Origin of the sequence: Nostoc sp. KVJ3 (assembly GCF_026127265.1) — a bacterium.
GTDB lineage: Bacteria > Cyanobacteriota > Cyanobacteriia > Cyanobacteriales > Nostocaceae > Nostoc.
The window spans coordinates 246,116-267,102 of record NZ_WWFG01000001.1 but is presented as its reverse complement, the minus strand read 5'-3'; the positions used below and the strand labels follow the sequence as shown (position 1 = coordinate 267,102).

Genomic DNA, 20,987 nt, shown 5'->3' with positions numbered 1-20,987 from the left:
CCTCAAAAATTACGAATTACGAATTATTTTATCGATCGCTGTCGCTAAATCCTCTGCATCTACGGGTTTAGGTAGGTGTTTTTGAAATCCTGCTGCTATTGCTTGGTTGTAGTTAATTTCTCCAGCGTAAGCTGTCAGTGCGATCGCTGGAATTTGCCCACCTTGCTCTGGTGGTAATTTTCTCACCTCGCGCAGCAACATATAGCCATCCATTAAGGGCATTCCAATGTCGCTTAATAGGATATCTGGCTTTGATTGGGCTAATGTTTCTAGGGCTTCGGCTGCTGATTCAACTGCGGTTACAGTTGCACCATATTGTTCTAGGGCAAAGGTAAAAAATTCTCGCACATCAGCTTGATCGTCTACAAGCAGAATTTGCACTCCAGCAAGTAATATGTCGTCATTACTGAGTTCTGCTTGAGAAGCGTCACCACTGCTAACTCGCAACTCAGAATTTTTGAGCAAAGGTAGGCTGACTGTAAAGGTAGCCCCTTGTCCTTCTCCCAGACTCTCTGCCTGAACTGTACCACCATGAAGTTCTACTAGATGGCGCACAATTGCCAGTCCTAATCCCAGTCCACCAAATACTCTGGTTGTCTTAGCATCTGCTTGGCGGAAGTAGTCAAAGACGTAGGGCAAAAATTCGGGGTTGATGCCTTTACCTGTATCAATCACCTGAATTTGGGCATCTAACCCAACTTGCTGTAGACGCACTTCTACTTGTCCATCTGTGGGTGTAAACTTAACGGCATTGGAAAGGAGATTCCACATCACTTGTTGCAAGCGATCGCTATCGCCGAGAACTTTGCCGATATCATTACTTAATACCGTTTGTATTTGAATTGATTTGGCTTCTGCTGCTAAACGCACTGTTTCTAGTGCAGCTGCGATCGCTATTTTCAAATCCACGGCATAAAGATTTAACCTCACCTTACCTTGTAAAATCCGCGAAACATCAAGTAAATCTCCAATTAATTGGGTTTGTAACTTGGCATTGCGCTCGATTGTTTCCAAAGCCTTGATTTTAGTGGCTTCGTCGAAGTTGCGGGTTCTGAGTAACTTTGCCCACCCTAAAATCGGATTCAAGGGAGTTCGGAGTTCATGGGAAAGGACAGCGAGAAATTCATCTTTAATGCGGTTAGCTGTCTCAGCTTGTGCCCTGGCGGTCTTTTCGGCTTCGTAAAGTTGAGCGCGAGCGATCGCTTGGGCACACTGCTGTCCCAGTGTCAACATAAATCCTCGGTCTTCTTCGTTAAATATTTGTCCAGTAGTAAAGCTTAATCCCAAAGCCCCAATTACTTTACCTTCTGCTATTAAGGGAATGGAAGCCCAGGCATTATTCCCCATAACAGTTACAATATTTGCTAAGTCTGGATATCTAGCAATCATGGCTGCTAAATTTTCTAAAAAAATCGGCTGTCCAGTTCTGACTGTTTCTGCTATTTGGTTAGGTGATGTGATGGGAAAAGTTGCCCAAGTATTTACGAGGGTTTGCGGATAGCCAATTGCTTGCACAACTTTCAGGGTATTATCTCCCTCATCAAGTAAGACAACAGAACCACCAGTAGCTTCCAAGACGGCAATTCCTTGGTTCACCACTACATCAGCCACCTCCTGGGGAGTTAAGGCTTCCGAGAGGGCAGCAGTTATTCTTTGTAAAAGCAGGGTACGGTTAACAGATCTTTCAGCAGCCTGTTTTGCCCGTTGAGTTTCCTGGTAGAGTCTGGCGTTGTCGATGGCTGTGGCTGCGCGACGAGCAATATCCTCTGCGAAAGCTAAATCTGCCTCTGTGTAATAACGCCCAGAATCGGCTGTAGTAAAAGATATTGAGCCGAATAATTGCCCACGGGAGTAGAGGGGAATTACCATCAGAGAACGAATCTCTAAACTGGACAGTAAATGATGATGTCTCTGATCTTCGGCAAATCCTGCGATCAACGAATCCGAAAATTCTGCATGAAAAACGGATTTTCCTTCCTTTAACCTGAAGAAAATTGAACGTCTTCGCTTGGTACTCCTAGGATAAAGCCGTTGTAATTCCTCCATGATCTTGGTTTTCATGGGGTAAGCACTAGCGATCGTCAGATTTTCAACTAACTGATCTTCTGTAAAAATATCGACAACACACCAGTCTGCTAAGGTGGGAACGGCTAGATGGGCAACGTTCTTCAAAACGACTTCATAATCTAAGGAAGCAGCTAGTAAGGCGCTGGATTCTAATAAAAATTGTTGCGTGGCTTCTACTCGTTTGCGTAAGCGAAGCTCGTCGGAGACATCGCGTAGCGCGGCTTGCCGTTCGCTAATATCCTCGATAATCCCCAAAGCATACATTGGTTTACCCTCAGCATCCCAAACTGCTGATGCAGTCACCTTCACCCACACTAGGGAACCATCTTTACGAATGTAGCGTTTCTCTAAGGAATAACCATTAATTTCCCTGGCTAATACTTGTTGAGCATAAAGCAAATCAACTTTCACGTCGTCAGGGTGAGTAATGTCTTGAAAACTCAACTCGATTAATTCTTCTACGCTGTACCCAGTAATCTCACAAAAAGCCGGATTCACCTGGAGAAATTGTCCATCTAATGCAAGTACGGTAATACCTACGGTGGCCTGATTGAAGATGGTGCGGAATCTTTCTTCACTTTCCCGTAAGGCAACTTCTGTTTGCTTTGCTGCTGTCACATCTGCCAAAATAATCCCAATTCCCACCGTTTCATCCATTGGGTTATTGACTGGGTAATAATTGCCCAGCCAGTAGCCGTAACGTCCTGGTTGTCCTCTTGTCTCACCGCTAATTTCCACATTCAGCAGGGGGTCTCCAGTATCCAACACGCGCTGTAACTGCGGCTCCAACTCAGCTGCCATTGCTGGCAAAACTTCCCCAAATTTCTGCCCTAAATGTTCTTCTATAGTCAAACCGTTAATATCAGCGAAAACTTGATTAATTCGGATATATCGCAGTTCCCGATCCAAAAAGCATACAGCAACGGGAGCCGCTTCTAACAGCGCATCTAGAAGAGATAGAGATTCGGCATAATGAATTAAAGCCTGGTGGATGTCTCGATAAAGTCGGGCATTTTCCACTGCTAAGGCTGCACGATGGCTAATATCTGTTGCTAAAGTTAAGTCAGTGCGATCGTAGCGACGGTTTGATTGCGTGCTAACAAAACTGATAGTACCGAGGACTCGCCCTTGTGCGATTAAGGGCACAATCATCACAGACTTCATCCCCAATTTTCGGACAAGTTCTAAGTGTTCCTGATTCTGAGTGCTTGCTACTAATAGTGAGTCAGATATTTCGGAAATTAATTCGCTTTGCCCAGTTTGCAGCACTCTAGTAATTGCACTTGTACCTTTATAATCTGTCACATACTCCTGAAGTTTCTGCGCTAACTCCGCTTTTGATGGGTCTGCATGGGCAATGGGTAGGCGACGAATGGAACCATCTTCATTTAAAATATCAACGCTACACCAATCAGCTAACTGGGGAACTGAGATTTTGGCGATTTGTTCTAAGGTTTGTTCATAATCTAGAGAAGTAGAAAGTAAACTACTAATCTGAGCAATATAACGGAGTCTTTCCTCAGTCTGTTTGCGCTCAGTGATATTCACAGCTGCACAAGTAATACCCTGAATACTATTGTCTACATCCCTTAGCGGTTCAACCAGTAAATCGTAGTAACGATCTTGTCCACAAGTATTCAGATAAACCTCTTCACGGGTTGAAACACCAGTTTCTAATACTTTTTGCTTAATTATCCTCAATTGCTCTGCTACTGAGGCTGTAAATACTTGATCGTCAGACTTGCCTAACATTTCCTCAGTATTATCTAGACCTTGAGGATTATGAATCCACTGATATCGTAAATCGCGATCCTGCTGAAAGACTATGATATCTGAACTACTTAACGCTAGTCGAAATCGCTCCTCACTAATTCTCAGCTTTTGGAGATTTCCGTCAGCCCTTCTTTTGGCAGTCTTTAATGCCTCACATAAAATACTAAAGAGGAATCCTTGTAATACAAACAACCCAATTCGCATAGAATTAGGTAAGTCAAAACTCAGCTCATAAGTTGGGGGAAGAAAAAAGTAATCACTCAGTAATGCAGACAAGGAAGTTGCTAATAGCCCTGACTTCAAACCACCATACCAAGCACTTACCACTACAGCGCCAAAAAACAGTAAGAAAGGAGTTCCACTCATGCCTAACCAGGGGTCTAGCATCAACATTAGTACTAATGTAAGTGTGACAATTAATACAACAACGCCATAACGCAGTAACTGAGAATAATTAATATGGGGCATGAAAATGTCTAAGAACAACCAATACTTATTGCAGAGGCTCTACATACCCTAAGCTAGTTTGTGAATTTTAGTCATTTATCTCTAGATAGATTTTTTTAAGTTTTAAAAACCTCTTTTGCTAGAGGCTAATGATTAATTTATATAGTATCTGAAGCCAAGATTTTGGATGGATATCCTATATCCATAACATTTATTTGCCAATTATAAATACTCAATTTCCAGAAATGCTCTAACCCAAATTGCTCACAAAATTTATGGTATAAAATTTAAACGACTGTCAAGCTAGTAATGAAAAGTTTGTAGTAAGCACTTTAGTGCTTAGAAAATAATGGCTGAAGTCCTGACCCAACGGGAAAGTTAGTCGCTTATGGGGCAATACAGTTCAGTTAAGCTTTTTTCTCTCCCCCTGCCTCCCCTGCTCCCCTGCCTAGCTTAACAGATAAATTTGCTTAACTGAACCGTATTCGCTTATGGGGGAAACCCCCAAGACTGCGCTAACTCACTATGAACTTTCTTACCCATCAATTTAAACTTGATAAGTAAGTCGGTGCAAATAAACTTAATCATGTAACAGAATGTAAAAGCCACAAGACCTTTGCGTTCGCGAAGCGTGTCCGAAGGACTTATGCTTCATTCCACTTCGTTACATTCGCAATGACATACATTGAAATTTTCACGCCGACTTACTTAGACTATTAGGTTAGGTTTAACGGTAGTGAAACCTAACACGAACAAAGACAAATGTTTGCCCTATGCCCAATGCCCAATTTAGATAACATCCTTCAACACTGCTACCAATTTTTCAATATGTGCTACTTCATGAGTTGCCATCACAGATATTCTGATTCGACTTGTGGGCACTGTGGGAGGACGAATTGCTGGGGCAAAAATACCAGCATCTCTTAGCTGCTTTCCAGCTTTGAGGGCATCTGTAGCATTAGGTAATTGAAAACATAGTATGGGTGATTCAGAAGGTAGCAATTTTAAGTTAGGTAAGTGTTGCAGTAAACTTTTCAAGTAATGTATATTTTCCCACAATTGGACGCGGTGTTGCGGTTCTTGCTGCACTATTTTGATTGCTGCTAAGGCGGCGGCTGTATCAGCAGGTGAAAGCCCAGTGGTATAAATCCAACTGGGTGCGCGGTTCCGCAAAAAGTCAATTAAGGCGCTACTTCCCGCTACATATCCGCCTAAGCTACCCAAAGCTTTACTCAAAGTACCAATTTGAATTAATTGCTTTCCTGTACACCCAAAATGCTCGACACACCCAGCGCCAGTTTTTCCTAGTACTCCAGTGGCATGAGCTTCATCAACTAGCAACATACAGGTAAATTCATCAGCTAGATCCAACAGCGCGGGTAAGGGACATAAATCGCCATCCATGCTGAAGACGGTATCAGTAAGAATCAAACAGCGTCGGTAATTTTGTCGTTGTTGACTCAACTGAGTTTTTAGGACTTCAACATCACAGTGCGGATATTCCATAACTTCTGCACCGCTAAGAATCGCTCCATTTTTCAAACTGGAATGATTGTACTGGTCAGATAAAATTAAATCGCGCTTGCCCACAAGGGCGGTAATTGCACCCAAATTGGCTAGATACCCGGAACTAAATACCAAAGCATCTTCTGTTTGTTTGGTAGATGCGATCGCCTTTTCTAACTCCCCATGTAATTCTCGATGCCCACTGAGTAATCTAGAACCTGTACTACCAGTGCCAAATTCTGCGATCGCAGCAGTTGCGGCTGCCATCAACCGCTCATCCCCAGCCAATCCCAAATAGTCATTACTGGCAAAATTAATTACCTCTTGCCCAGCTAAAACCACCGTTGCACCCGGACGACCAGTGATAGGTTCTACCGAACGATACCAGTCTGCCCGATGAATTGTTGCTAAGGACTGTTCTAGCCAAGCATAAGGATTAGTGGGCATGGGGCAGGGGGAGCAGGGGAGGCAGGGGAGGCAGGGGGAGCAGGGGGAGCAGGGGGAGCAGGGGGAGCAGGGGAGCAGGGGGAGCAGGGGGAGCAGGGGAGGCAGGGGAGGCAGGGGAGGCAGGGGAGGCAGGGGGAGAATAAGAAATAACTAATAGACTAATGACTAATGACTAATGACAATTAAACTTGTTCGCTGCTGAGATGAGCGATCGCTTGTTTAATCCAATCTTCGACGTAGGCATCTTTGGGTAGTCCAATATCTTCGCTGACTACATGTAGGGCGTGACTGACTTCATGGGCAGTATATCCCAAGGCGAATAGCGTCATTTGCACCTCTTCGAGAATTCCTGGTGCTGGCCCGCCTGTGGCGACGAAGAACCCGGCTGATTTGCGCCACTCGACTAATTTGCTTTTCAGTTCCAAACAGATGCGCTCTGCGATTTTTTTACCGACACCTGGAGCCTGAATTAAGATTTGTGTATTGCCAGCGATAATTGCTTGGACTAAATCTGGTAGTTCCAGAGTGTCCAGGAGGGCGATCGCTAAGGCTGCACCAATCCCTGTGACAGTCAGCAAGTGACGAAATAAATCGCGTTCGGCTGGTGAAGCAAAGCCATATAAAAAGGGCACTTCTTCCCGAATTTGGAAATGGGTAAAAATTTGCGCCACTCCTCCCGATTCTGGTAATTGGTTTGCTAGGCGTTGGGGAACTTGCAAATCATACCCCAAGCCATTGACCTCCAGAGTCAGAATCACGCGATTAGCGCCAATTGTTTGGATACCAGCCACTATACCTTTTAGATAACTAATCATTACAAGAGACCAAAATAATTTAAACCTTCAATAATTCCACCTGCACAAAAACCTTTTGCGAGGTAGCGGTGCGTAGCGGGATGCTCATCGTGCCATTGAATTAACTCTTTTCGGGCATTCCCGACGATGATTCCCCATTCGTTGCCTACAGCAAATAAAGCAATATCATTACCCGAATCACCACAGACAACTGTTTGTTCTGCTGCAAATTTCCACTTCTGGCGTAAAAACTGCATTGCCTGACCTTTATCGCTGCTATGGGGTACAATGTCAAGGTCAATACCGCTACTGTAGATTAACTTTACATTTAATTTAGATTTCTGCAACTCTACTTCAAGTTGTGGTAGAACATTTGCAGATGCATCTTGCTCTAGAAAAAAGCTCACTTTGAAAGGACGCTGTTCTGAATCTGGTTGCCGAACTAACTCCCGGTATTTCTTAGTAATAGATAATACAGTTTCCCGTTCCCATCCCGGAGAGAGGATTTCTGACCAATCTGAGTCTGGAGTATCAGTACCATTGAGATAAATTTCTGTACCCACAGAAAGGACGAGGGCATCTGGTTGTAAGAGATTTTTTTGAGCTTGGAGTTCTTTGTAAAGAAAAGGCGATCGCCCGGTAGAATAAACAATTTTAGTGCCGTATTCTTGGCGATGTTGATTAAGTAGTTGATTTAATTTTGGTAAAGCGCTGTCATCGCCCACTGTGCGATATACGAGGGTGTCATCTAAGTCGGTTACAAAAAGAAATGGTTTCATGATTAGAACTCTTGCAAAATTTCGTTATTCTACCGCGTGAAGGGAATTTTGCAAGAAGTTTACTAAAAACAAAATAAGTTTAAACTTGCGTTTACTGATAACCTAGAAATAATTTTTTATATTGCTTGATTGTAGGTGCGATCGCAATTGGGAATGCTACTCTAGCTTACTAACGATAAACAGTGGGAGAAGTTAAAGCATAACCTTTACCACATAATTGGAATCTGCCTCAGAACTAGAATGAATCTTACCTTTAACCATTAACCTCTCTGTGTTCTCTGCGCCTCTGCGGTTCATTAATCTTTTATTTCCATAACCAGCAATTAGCGATCGCTAACTTGCAGTTTCTCATACAACCCATACATCCAAAACGTAAATAATTACCAAAATTTGTTACATAAGATGTCCTGTAGGGAATTCTAAATTGACTAGAGAAACTCCCCGCAAAAGTTATGAGCGCAAAAGTAGATATAACTGTAACACTGACAGGCTACCAAATTAGAGAGCAACTATACTCAGGTTCGCGCACACTCGTGTATCGCGCCGTCAGAGAAGCAGATAACCAAGCAGTTGTAATCAAGCTTTTAAAACGGGAGTACCCCACCTTCAGCGAACTATTACAGTTTCGCAACCAATATTCCCTTGCCAAAAACTTAGATATTCCTGGGATTATTAAGCCCCACACTCTAGAACCGTATCATAATGGGTATGCTTTGGTCATGGAAGATTTTGGTGGCATATCACTACGGCAATTTACTAAAGAACAGCCACAAAACTTAGAGCAATTTCTGATTATAGCCCTACAACTGACAGATATTCTGCACCAGTTACATCAACAACGGGTGATTCATAAAGATATTAAACCTGCTAATATCCTGATTCATCCAGACACCAAGGTTTTAAAGCTGATAGACTTCAGCATCTCTTCTTTATTACCGAGAGAAACTACCGAAATCCAAAATCCCAATGTCCTGGAAGGGACTCTGGCTTATCTGTCACCGGAACAGACAGGACGCATGAATCGGGGGATTGACTACCGCAGTGATTTCTATTCATTGGGAGTCAGTTTCTTTGAGCTACTGACAGGAAAAGTGCCTTTTGATTCTCAAGATCCGATGGAGTTGGTGCATTGTCATATTGCAAAACTTCCTCCTAATGTGTGCAATGTCAACTCTGAGATCCCTTTGGTTGTGGGAGAAATTGTTCACAAGCTGATGGCGAAGAATGCCGAAGATCGCTACCAAAGTGCGTTAGGACTAAAATATGATTTGCATCTCTGCATAGAACAACTCAATGAAAAAGGAAAGATTGAGCATTTCTCCATTGGAGGTGGAGATGTTAGCGATCGCTTTGCAATTCCAGAAAAACTCTATGGCAGGGAGCAAGAAGTTAAAATATTACTAGAAGGATTCGAGCGGGTTGCCAATGGGATGTCGGAGTTCATGTTAGTGGCGGGATTCTCCGGCATTGGTAAAACGGCGGTGGTGAATGAAGTACATAAGCCTATTGTCCGACAACGAGGCTACTTTATCAAAGGCAAGTATGACCAGTTCAACCGTAACATTCCCCTCAGTGCCTTTGTCCAAGCCTTCCGTGACTTGATGGGGCAGTTATTAGGCGAAAGTGACACCCAGTTAAAGCAATGGAAGAAGAAGATTCTGACAGCCTTGGGGGAAAATGCTCAAGTAATTATTGAAGTAATTCCTGAGTTAGAGCAGATTATTGGACAACAATCCCCAGTGGTGGAACTCTCAGGTAGTGCTTCCCAGAACCGTTTTAATCTGTTATTCCAAAAATTTATTCAAGTATTCACCACAGTGACCCATCCCTTGGTAATGTTTTTGGATGATTTACAGTGGGCAGATTCCGCATCACTAAACTTGATTCAGGTATTGATCGGCCAGAGAGAAAGCGGCTTTATGTTATTGATTGGTGCATATCGTGATAATGAGGTTTCGCCCGCTCATCCATTGATATTGACATTAGAAGAAATCAAGAAAGCTGGCACTGCGGTAAATACAATCACATTAACTCCCTTAAGTCAAGAAAGTTTAAATTTGCTGGTTACAGATACATTACAATGTCCAGCAGCGATCGCACAGCCTTTAACAGAGCTAGTCTATCAAAAAACCCAAGGAAACCCATTTTTCAGCACACAGTTTCTCAAGGCACTACATGAAGAGGGAGCCATTGAGTTCGATCCTCAAGTTGGGCATTGGCAGTGTGATATTAGTTATGTACAATCGCTGTCTCTTAGAGATGACGTGGTAGAGTTCATGGCAATGCAGTTGCAGAAGTTACCAATTGCCACTCAAAATGTCCTGAAACTCGCAGCGTGCATTGGTAACTCTTTTGATTTAGCAATGCTGGCAATTGTCTCGGAAAAGTCTCAAACTGAAACTGCTACTGACTTGTGGAAAGCCCTTCAAGAAGGGTTAGTGATTCCCAGCAATGATATTTATAAATTTTATCAGTCAAAATCAGACTTGTTGATTGAGGAGAATGGACAGATTCAAGCAGCACTAACTGATGAAAAAGTGATTGTTTTCTATAAATTTCTGCACGATCGCGTCCAGCAAGCTGCTTATTCGCTTATTCCCGATAATCAAAAGCAACTGATGCACTTAAAAATTGGGCGATTGCTTTTAGGTGTCATGAACGAGACGGAAAAAGAGGAAAAAATCTTTGAGATTGTGAATCAATTAAATAAAGGAGCCGATTTAATTGTTTTAGCAACTGAACGGGAGAGATTAGCAAAGCTAAATCTAGTTGCTGCCCAAAAAGCAAAATCTGCAACTGCTTACGTCGCAGCAATTGAATACGCCACTAAAGGCATACAACTACTGACGGCAAGTTGTTGGCAGCAATGTTATGATTTAACACTGTCCCTTCATGATTTAGCCGCAGAGGTAGCATGTCTGAGCGGTGACTTTAGACTTATGGAGCAGGTAGTTGATGAGGTAGTGCAACATGCTCGTCAATTACTAGACAAAGTGAAGGTTTATGAAGTGAGAATTTTGGCTGACGTAGCCCAGAGTCAGCAGCCCAAAGCCATTAAAACCGCTCTTTCTGCTTTGAAATTATTTGGAGTGTCGTTTCCAGAGCAACCGACTAACGCAGATATTAGTGAGAGTTTACAACAAACTCAAGATGTATTAAAAGAAAAACATTTAGAAGATTTGTTAGAACTGCCTGAGATGAAAGACTTGAAAGCTTTGGCAGAGATCAGAATTTTAGCGACTGTAACAGCAGCAGTCTATCAAGCGGTTCCAGAATTACTGCCGTTAATTGTGTGCAAGCAGGTGAGGTTATCAGTCGCTTATGGTAATGCGGCGGTATCAGCACAGGCTTATGCTTGGTATGGAGTAATTCTGTGTGGTATTGGAGAAATAGATTTAGGCGATCGCATTAGTGAACTGGCAATGGGACTACTATCACGCTTCGAGAGTAGAGAATTTAAAGCCAGCACAATTAATATGGTTTATCCCTTCGTGAAGCCCTGGAAATATCATATTCAAGATTCACTCGCTCCTCTGCTCGACGGATACCATAGTGGTGTGGAGACGGGTACTTTAGAATATGCTGCCTATAGTGCCTACAATTACTGTTCGCTGTCCTTTTTTCTCGGAAAAGATTTGTCAATCCTAGAATCAGAGATGAAGGTTTACAGTCAGGCATTGGCTCAACTTAAACAGGAAGTTGCTCACAATTATCTGAGAGTCTTTTACCAATCCGTCTTAAATTTACTGGGACAAAATAACTATCCTTGGGAAATTGAAGGTGTAGTCTATGACGAACAAATGATGTTGCCTAAGCATCAACAGGCTAACGATCTTTATGCAATGGGAACACTCTATATCAATAAACTCATTCTTTGTTACTTCTTCAATGAGTGGGAGCAAGCGATAAAAGTGGCAGTTGATGCCAAACAATATTTGAATGGTGTATCCGGCTGTTTCATGATCCCGGTGTTTCACTTTTACGATTCATTAACCCATCTTGCTATATTACCTAATGCCCAAGGTAGAGAAGATAATAGCTTGCCCCAGGAAGTTGTTGATAATCAAAAGAAGCTGAAAGAATGGGCAAATCATGCACCTAAAAACCATTTACACAAATTTTATTTGGTTGAAGCAGAGCGATATCGGGTATTGGGGCAGATGTATGAAGCAATGGATTACTACGATCGCGCCATTGCTTCTGCCAAAGCAAATGCATATATTCAAGAAGAAGCATTAAGCAATGAACTAGCAGCCAAATTCTACCTCAAATGGGGCAAAGAAAAACTTGCCCAAGCATATATGCAAGAAGCGTACTACTGCTACGCACGTTGGGGAGCTAAAGCCAAAGTCACCGATTTGGAACAGCGATATCCTCAACTTTTGGCTACAATTGTGCAACAACGGCAACCGTCACTTACGCCATCTGACACAATTTTTGCCCCATCTATTCGTTCCACTCAAACCTCTAGCTCCAGCAGTATTACAGAGTTGCTCGATCTGGCAACCGTTCTCAAAGCCTCTCAAACTCTTTCTGGTGAAATTGAATTAGAAAAACTCCTAATGATGCTGCTTCAGATCGTGATTGAAAATGCTGGGGCAGAAAAATGCGTGTTAATGCTGCTGCGGGACGAACGGTTGCTAATTAAAGGGACTGTCACCGCTAATACTCAACCCATCGTTCTGCAAAGAATTCCAGTGGAGGAAAGCGAGGAAATTCCTCTGAGAGTGATTTATCACGTCAAACATTGCTTACAACCTGTGGTGTTGGCAGATGCGACTACTTCTCCAACCTTTGCCAGCGATACTTACATTCTCAGCCAACAGCCAAAAAGCATCCTGTGTAGTCCGATTCTCTATCGGGGTAAATTCACAGGTATTCTCTATTTGGAGAATAACTTAACGACTGGGGCATTTACTAGCGATCGCGTTGAACTGCTGAACCTGTTATGTACTCAGTCCGCCATTTCCCTACAAAATGCTCGTCTTTTTGAACAGGCACAAAAAACATTGGCAGAACTGCGTGCTAGTGAAGCCCGTTTTCAGAAGGTGGTTGACAATGTTCCTGGGATGGTACACCAGTTCCATCTGGCTACCGATGGTTCTTTCTCAACACCCTACGTCAGTTCGGGTTGCTACGACCTGTATGAGGTTGATCCAAAGGCTGTAATGGCAGGGGCACACAACCTTTACCTTATGACCCATCCAGAGGATCGCTCAACCCTAGAACATTTAATTGCTGATTCGGCTCGAATGTTAACGCCTTTTAGTCACGAGTGGCGAATTGTGACTGCTTCAGGCAAGATCAAATGGATTCAATGTGCCTCTCGACCAGAACTGCAAGCCGATGGCTCGATTGTGTGGGATGGGGTTTTGAGTGATATTGCCGATCGCAAACTGGCAGAGCAACAACTACAAGAGAAAGAGCAGTTTCTCAGCAGCATCTACAACGGAGCAGAAATGATCATCTTTGTTGTGGATGTGTTAGACGATCATCTCTTTCATTATGCCGGATGGAACATTGCTTCAGAACAAGTGGCTGGAATTCTTAGTACTGATGTCATAGGTAAAACGCCCATTGAAGTGTTTGGGCCAGTCGAGGGTAAGGTTATACAACAAAGGTTTGTTGAGTGCGCCAGAACGGGAATACCCCTTTATTTTGAGGATTGCTTTATTATTGGTGAACAGGAAACTTGGTGGTTTGTCAACTTCAAGCCACTCAAGAATGCCGACGGGCGGGTTTACCGGATTATTGGTACAACCTTTGATATTAGCGATCGCAAACGCGCCGAAGGTCAATTGAACCAACGCACAGTAGAACTAGAGCAAACCCTGCAAACACTCCAGCAGACCCAAATGCAGATGATTCAAGCTGAGAAAATGTCAGGCTTGGGGCAATTGGTGGCGGGTGTTGCCCATGAAATCAACAACCCAGTCAACTTTATTTTTGGTAATCTTAGCCACGCGAATGAATACACCAAAAACATTCTCAGACTGCTGGAACTTTATCAGAAACATTACCCAATCCCCCATTCTGAGATTCAAGAAGAAGTCGAGGCGATGGATTTGGAGTTTTTGCTAGAAGATTTACCCAAACTTATGTTTTCCATGCGAGTTGGAGCCGAACGCATTCAAAAAATTGTTGTTTCTCTACGCACTTTCTCCCGCATGGACGAAGCCGAGATGAAAGAAGTCAACATCCATGAGGGTATTGATAGCACACTGATGATTCTGCAACATCGGCTAAAAGTGAAATCTGACTCTCCTAATATTGAAATTGTCAAAGATTATGGGGAGTTACCGTTAGTCGAGTGTTATGCCGGACAACTCAACCAAGTGTTTATGAATCTTTTGAGCAATGCCATTGATGCGCTAGAAGAAGCTAACACTCAAAACCAAATTTTAACTCCTACCATTACGATTTCCACTTCTTTGGTAGAAAGCAAAGAAGTTGTCATTAAAATCGCAGATAATGGCCCTGGAATTACTCCTCATATCAAGCAACGATTGTTTGATCCATTCTTTACAACAAAAGCTGTCGGCAAAGGTACAGGAATGGGACTTTCTATTAGTTATCAGATTGTGGCTGAAAAACACAAAGGTACATTGCAGTGTGTTTCTGAACCAGGGCAGGGAGCCGCATTTATTGTCATAATCCCAATTTACCAATCTTGATGGGCAGGGGGCAGGGGGCAGGGGGCAGGGAGCAGGGGGCAGGGAGCAGGGGGAGCAGGGGGAGCAGGGGGAGGTAAAACAATGAATAAAGAAGCAATTAAAGATCATAAAGAGCTAGGGATTTATAAAATTGCTTTTGAAGCAGCAATGAAAATTTTTGAGCTATCAAAGAAGTTCCCTGTGGAGGAAAGATATTCGTTAACTGATCAAATTCGTAGATCCTCACGCTCTGTTTGTGCTAATTTAGCTGAAGCATGGAGAAAACGACGTTATGAAGCGGCTTTTGTCGCTAAATTAAATGATTGCGTTCGCGGAGCGTGTCGTAGACAAGCTGAAGCCGCTGAAACTCAAACTTGGATTGAATTTGCTGTCAAATGCAACTACATGAATGTAGAAGTAGGAAGAGAAGTTTATGCAAGTTACAACTAAGTTTTATCAGGTTTAGTGAATATGATTAATAATCCATCCCCTTGGTTAAGAAATCATTAATCTCCCCCTGCTCCCCCTGCCTCCCCTGCCTCCCCTGCCTCCCCTGCCTCCCCTGCTCCCCCTGCATCCCCTGCTCCCATCTTGATCTGTGCGAGTGCTACCACAGCTTGAACTAACTCTTCTGGATCGAGGGGCTTGGTAACGTGCCGTTGATAGCCACTGGTTATAGCTCGCTGGTAATCATCAACTCTAGCATAAGCAGTCAACGCGATCGCTGGAATTTGTCCGCCTTTTTCGGGTGGTAAAGTTCGGATATGTTGAATCAGGTTATAGCCATCAACTTCGGGCATCCCAATATCACTAACTAATACATCGGGTTGAAAGGACTCCAGGTTTGCCAATACTTCTGCCGCAGAAGCAACAGTCAAAACTGTAGCTCCGTATTCACCAAGCAATACGGTTAATAGCTCACGGGCATCGGAATCATCATCGACTGCAAGGACTCGAATCGCCGTGAGTTCAAGTGCTGGTTGTGACAACTCATCTATCTGCTTAATTTCCGGTTCAATATTCAGCAGTGGCAACTGGACTGTAAAGGTGGCTCCCAAGCCAACACCCGCACTGTCAGCCGCGATTGTGCCGCCGTGAGCTTCAACTAACTGCCGGACGATCGCTAACCCCAATCCTAACCCGCCATACTTGCGAGTAATTGAAACATCTTCTTGACGAAATGATTCAAAAATATACGGGAGAAATTCATGGTTAATGCCTTTGCCAGTGTCACGGACAATTATGTGTGCTTGATCGTCTACTCGCTGTAGTCGAATTTCTACCTGTCCGCCTTTGGGTGTAAATTTGATAGCGTTAGAAAGTAAGTTCCAAACGATTTGTTGCAAGCGATTAGAATCTCCAGAGACTTGCCCAATATTTGGCAGTACTGGATGCAACAGAATTGATTTGGCAATGGCTGCTGTACTTACTGTGTCGATCGCAGATTCAATCACGGATGCCAGATTTACAGGAGTAGCATCGATGCTGAGTTTACCGCGCAGAATCTTGGCTACGTCGAGCAAATCATCAATTAATTGAGTTTGCAGTTTGGCATTACGTTCAATGGTAGCTAAAGCTTCAGCCGTTTTGGTTTCATTAAATTTGCGGGTTTGCAACAGCTTTGTCCAGCCTAAAATGGGGTTGAGAGGCGATCGCAATTCGTGGGAGAGAACGGCCAAAAACTCATCTTTGATCCGATTGGCGCGTTCGGCTTCGGCTCTGGCTGCTTGCTCTTGGGCAAGTAGGCGATTGCGTTCAACTTCTAGTTCCTTTTGATCGTGAATATCTGTGCAGGTGCCAAACCATTTCACTACCTGTCTCTGTTGGTCTTTTAGCGGCAGTCCCAGTACCAAATGCCAACGGTAGCTGCTATCAGAAGCTCTTTGAAAGCGGTATTCGTGGCGATAGCTACTGCCACGATCCACAGCATTATTCCACATAGATTGAGCCGCTTGTCTATCGTCTGGATGAACGGCTGATAACCAACCCCGCCCTAAAATCTCTTCAAAGCTCAATCCGGTATAGTCACACAATCGTTGATTTGCGTAATCGCACGAACCACTGGCATTACAAGTCCAAACAAGTTGCGGAATCGCCTCTGCTAAGTAGCGGTAGCGTTCTTCACTTTGTCTTAATTCTTCCTCTACCTGTTTGCGATCGGTGATATCTTGCACGTTGCCCAGCATCCTTACCCCATTGCCCACAGCATCATAGAAAACCTTAGCTCTAGCTGCTAACCAGCGAATGCCATCAGGGTGTAAAATGCGGTAATCAGTTTCATAGTACTCTTGCTGTTGCTGAATAGTACGACTCACTATTTCATTGGCTGAGGTGCGATCGCCTGGGTGCAAGCGGCTTAACCAGTCTTCAAAGCTGACTTCTTCTGTGGTTGGGTCAAACCCGAAGAGATTGCAGTACTCTTCAGAGACATGAGCGCTGTTGCGGGTAATGTCCCAATCCCATACTCCCGATCGCGTAGCTTTATATGCTAGCTTCAACCGGGCTTCGCTCTCCTGCAATAGGAGTTCTGTCTTTTTGCGCTCGGTAATGTCTCGTGAAATCAATAAGATTCGTTCCATCTGCCCAAAAGCATCCAGAATCGGGCTAACAACCACTTCCCACCATTTGGCAGTGCCTTTTACAGTTGGGCAGTATCCGCGAAAAATTCTGACTTCACCTGTTTTAGCGGCAGCGAGTGCCTCCTCTGCCTGTTGCCGATAGCTGCCTCCCCAGAAACAGAGCCATTCAGTATTGAGATGGGAATTTAAGTCGTCAATTTCCATTAAACACAGTCCGCCTGTGTTCATGTACAGCAGCCGCCCTTCAAGGCTTAATACTTTGATGCAGTCAGAACTGCTTTCTAAAATGCGGTTCTTAAATTCTTCACTCTGGCGCAAGGCTTCTTCGGTTTGTTGGCGAACGGTGATATCTCGCCAAGTGGCAACAAATCCGTCTCCAAATTTAGCTACGCGGATATCAAAGGCTCTAACTAAGCGTTGTTCTCCATAATCATCTTCATAAACTAAACTGTCTTTAATCAGCGGTTGTCCTGTTTCTACTACCTGGCAATATTCATCAAACAATCCACTTTCACGATGCCCTGGTAGTAATTCACACAACCCCTGCCCAATCTGCTGTTTATAAGTCATTTGATTGTTGAGACAAGCCGCATCATTGACATATTCAGTCACAAAATCGATAATCTGTCCCTGCTCATTCCGTATAGCACGGTATACCCCGAAGCAGTCCAGCATATTTTCAACCGAGGTGCGGAAACGTTCTTCGCTCTCTTGCAGAGCTGCGAAAGAGCGTTTGCGTTCGCGTAGCGCGGCTTGCCGTTCGCTAATGTCTTCGGCAATCCCGGCAAATCGATAAATCTCTCCTGTTTCATCTCGAAGGGGAAAACAGCGATCGCGAACCCAGCGAATACTACCATCAGTTAAGATAATGCGGTATTCTTCATCGAATTGACCTGCGATCGCTTTTTCCTCAAACGCTCTCTGGGTTGATTCTCGATCCTCTGGATGAATGCGATCGACCCATGCTTGTTGTCCTTGATACAATTCCTGTCGGTTCAATCCCCATAGTCGTTGATATGCAGGACTAACATAACTGACTCGATTTTCGGATACTTCTCTGATCCAGAACACCGCATCAATATTTTCTGCGAGTTGCCGAAAACGTTCTTCACTTTCCCGTAAAATTTCGGCTGACCTTTTGCGTTCGGTAATATCTAAATCAATCCCCGCCATCTGAATCGGTTGCCCGTCTTGGTTGTAGAAAACCTTGCCTTGGCTGAGTGCCCAGCGAATCGTACCGTTAGGATAGACTACCCGAAATTCGATGTCATAATCTTCTTTGGTGGCGACAGCACGCTCAACGGCTGCTAGTACGCGATCGCGATCGTCTTGGTGCAATCGCGCTACAAACATCTCAAATGAGCCGTCAAATTCTCCTGGTTCCATTCCAAATAAGGCTTCCAGGTTATTCGACCAAGAAATTTTTCCTGTCTGAATGTTCCAGTTCCACGTTCCCATCCGTGAGGCTGACAGTGCCAATCGCAGCCTTTCTTGGCTTTGGCGGAGTTCTGCTTCTGCCTGTTGGCGTTCCTTTAATTCATGCTGTGCTTGTTGATATAGTTCTGCTTGTCGCAAGGCGATACTCATCTGAGTTGCCAATTCTTTGAGCAAGTCAATCTCTAAGGGCTGCCACGATCGAGTGGAGGCACAATGATGAGCTATCAGCAATCCCCAAAATTGATTATCTTGAAGAATTGGTACAACCAGATTAGCTTTGACTTGAAACTGAGCCAATAATTCAGCATGACATGAGTCAATACTGCTATTCTGAATATCAAATATCGCACTTACATAACCTTGACGATAGCGTTCGATATAATTTTCGACAAAGGCGGGATCGTAGCTGACAGTTTCCGGTCGATTCGATGCGAGGTAGCTCTGGGCGAGGCAGGGATCGTTGATAGTAGAGGAGAGGAGCGATCGCCACTCTGTCCCAACCGATTCTGCGATTACTATGCCATCCCCATTAGGTTTTAACCGAAAAATCAGGACGCGATCGGTGTGGAGAAACTGCCGGACTTCGGCTACAGTTGTCTGGAGAATTTCATCCAGATTTAGGGATTGGTGAATTTGCTGGGTAATATGTGAGACTACGCGTTCTCGTTCAATCCGCTGTTGCAGTTGAGTGCGTAGCCGCACTGTTTCAATCGCCCCATTGACCGCTATTTGCAGCCCTCCAGGGGTAATTTGCTCTTTGACAATATAATCTTGTGCCCCCGCTTTCATTGCCTGAACTGCGATCGCCTCATTGCCCTGCCCCGTAATCACAATCACAGGTAGGCAGGGCTGTTGAGTTGAGAGTTGCAATTTAGCCAGAAATTCTAATCCGTCTAGATCAGGCAGTCGATAATCCAGTAGAATTGCATCGGGTTGATGTTGCTGCCAAAGTTCTAGCCCTTGCTGTCCCAGGGTTGCTTCTAGGAAAGTATAAGAATATTCGCGATCGCGCAGCAAATATCGCCGATAAAGTTCTCGATCTTCTGGGGAATCATCGACAATTAAGAGGGTGCGCTGTTGCTGAGACATCGTGAAATTGATTGAGCGGATAGAGTTAAAGCCCACATTCCGCAGATTATCATAGAGAGATTACTATTTTTTCAATAGCGCTAAAATCCTCACCTATGTGAAGATTTTACCATATCCTCTGTTTGATGACTCTGGGGAAAGTAAAGATCGGGTATGATTTGCATTTGAATATCCATCTGCTACCAATACTCGATAAAATGCGATCGTCATCGCCAAAAATTACACTTATGCAACGATCAATATATTGGCAGATTAGGTGTGATTGAAAAACTCAGATTTTTGGCTGTTAAACTATAAGAAATTACTCCATTCTCATGACTTTAAAATTCCAGAGCGAAAAGGACTTTATTCCGTTAAACAATAGTATAAAGATAAATCAAGAAACAGAGAAGGAAAAAATTCTCTGTTCTTATTGTCAGCGCACCGCTACAAACGGGATAAAATGTAAAGGGATTTGTGTGGCTGACAATGACTATTAACCTATGAACTTTATCGCTTCTTAGAATATTCCAATTTGGATTGGGAATAATTGGGAGTTCAAATTGTGCTTTATCACTTGGGCGCACGGAAACCTGCCTATTGTGCTGTTGCTGGGTCTTTAAAACAAATATTTGGCTTGACTTTTTCGTAATCAAGGGATATGTGTTGCATCTGTAGGATTATAGCCAAACTGGGGAGCGATCGCTTTAAGAGTACTCCAAGTAAAAAAATACCCAATTGTCATTGTGAGCGAAGCGAAGCAATCCCAAGGGCTGTGATTGCTTCGCTTCGCTCGCAATGACGGGTTTTGGATCATTTATTTTTTGGAACACTCTAAATTGGTCTTGAACAGTCGTAACAGCCGGAATTGATAAAACAAAATCGGCATCTGACAGGTTATGCAAGGCATATTCAGCCAGGAAGTTAGTTTGTGATGAATTTGTTGGGAGCGAGAAACTACCAAGCTTACGGACTATTGGCAAACGTAGATGGTTTTGCTTATCCATGAATAAATAACTTTGAGTCACGGGGTCAATTTGGTTGGTGTTATTGGTAATCGCGTCATATCCTTTCTGTTTGCCATGTCCCTCTTCTGCTCGTAAAGGTGCTATCCACAATAATAAGCTGGGACGGTCTGGGCGCGAGGGGTTTAAATCCTCGTCACAAAACATAATTACGAATTACGTTAGCGACGCAAAAAGCGAACGCGGACTCGCTTTTTGTGTCTCGTAGAGAGCGTCATTACGAACTTGTACTGAGCGAAGTCGTTCGCGCAGCGTCTCGTAGAGAAGTATTACGAATTATTTTAATCCTCTATTGCAGTTGCCTCTCTTAAATTTACTTTCTATAAGCAACTGCAACTTATTTTAGAGGATGTTTGAAAAGTCCTCTTATCGGTAGCAAAAAGTTTTAGATCCCCCTAAATCCCCCTTTTTA

At 43.7% G+C, this 20,987-nt stretch carries 8 protein-coding genes; 2 read left to right on the top strand and 6 right to left on the bottom strand.

What is annotated here, in order from left to right; translation table 11 throughout:
- Positions 1 to 9: 9 nt before the first annotated feature.
- The 4 genes from GTQ43_RS01105 to GTQ43_RS01090 form a co-directional block, all read right to left on the bottom strand.
- On the bottom strand, positions 10 to 4,308 hold the full coding sequence (locus GTQ43_RS01105; protein ID WP_265269917.1) for a PAS domain S-box protein: 4,299 nt from the start codon (positions 4,306 to 4,308) through the stop codon (positions 10 to 12).
- A 768-nt stretch (positions 4,309 to 5,076) separates the two neighbouring features.
- Positions 5,077 to 6,240 carry an 8-amino-7-oxononanoate synthase gene (bioF, locus tag GTQ43_RS01100; protein WP_265269915.1) on the bottom strand — a complete coding sequence of 388 codons (1,164 nt, stop codon included), beginning with the start codon at positions 6,238 to 6,240 and terminating at the stop codon, positions 5,077 to 5,079.
- A gap of 182 nt (positions 6,241 to 6,422) precedes the next feature.
- Positions 6,423 to 7,055 carry a Holliday junction branch migration protein RuvA gene (gene ruvA, locus GTQ43_RS01095; RefSeq protein WP_265269913.1) on the bottom strand — a complete coding sequence of 211 codons (633 nt, stop codon included), beginning with the start codon at positions 7,053 to 7,055 and terminating at the stop codon, positions 6,423 to 6,425.
- Positions 7,055 to 7,813 (bottom strand): sucrose-phosphate phosphatase, encoded by a 759-nt coding sequence (locus GTQ43_RS01090; protein WP_265269911.1) that lies wholly within the window; start codon positions 7,811 to 7,813, stop codon positions 7,055 to 7,057. Before GTQ43_RS01090 ends, ruvA begins: the two co-directional genes overlap by 1 nt.
- Before the next feature lie 452 nt (positions 7,814 to 8,265).
- On the opposite strand from GTQ43_RS01090, the gene GTQ43_RS01085 reads away from it, so the two are divergent.
- Together GTQ43_RS01085 and GTQ43_RS01080 are read left to right on the top strand one after the other, a co-directional pair.
- Positions 8,266 to 14,487 carry an AAA family ATPase gene (locus GTQ43_RS01085; RefSeq protein ID WP_265269910.1) on the top strand — a complete coding sequence of 2,074 codons (6,222 nt, stop codon included), beginning with the start codon at positions 8,266 to 8,268 and terminating at the stop codon, positions 14,485 to 14,487.
- A gap of 81 nt (positions 14,488 to 14,568) precedes the next feature.
- The gene (locus GTQ43_RS01080; RefSeq protein WP_265269908.1) at positions 14,569 to 14,916 is read left to right on the top strand and encodes a four helix bundle protein; all 348 of its coding nucleotides are present in this window, start codon (positions 14,569 to 14,571) and stop codon (positions 14,914 to 14,916) included.
- Between the two features lie 56 nt (positions 14,917 to 14,972).
- Here the strand turns inward: GTQ43_RS01080 and GTQ43_RS01075 are convergent, their stop codons facing one another.
- On the bottom strand, positions 14,973 to 19,571 hold the full coding sequence (locus GTQ43_RS01075; RefSeq protein WP_265269906.1) for a PAS domain-containing protein: 4,599 nt from the start codon (positions 19,569 to 19,571) through the stop codon (positions 14,973 to 14,975).
- Positions 19,572 to 20,257: 686 nt separating this feature from the next.
- Positions 20,258 to 20,722 carry a hypothetical protein gene (locus GTQ43_RS01070; protein ID WP_265269905.1) on the bottom strand — a complete coding sequence of 155 codons (465 nt, stop codon included), beginning with the start codon at positions 20,720 to 20,722 and terminating at the stop codon, positions 20,258 to 20,260.
- Between the last annotated feature and the right edge of the window lie 265 nt (positions 20,723 to 20,987).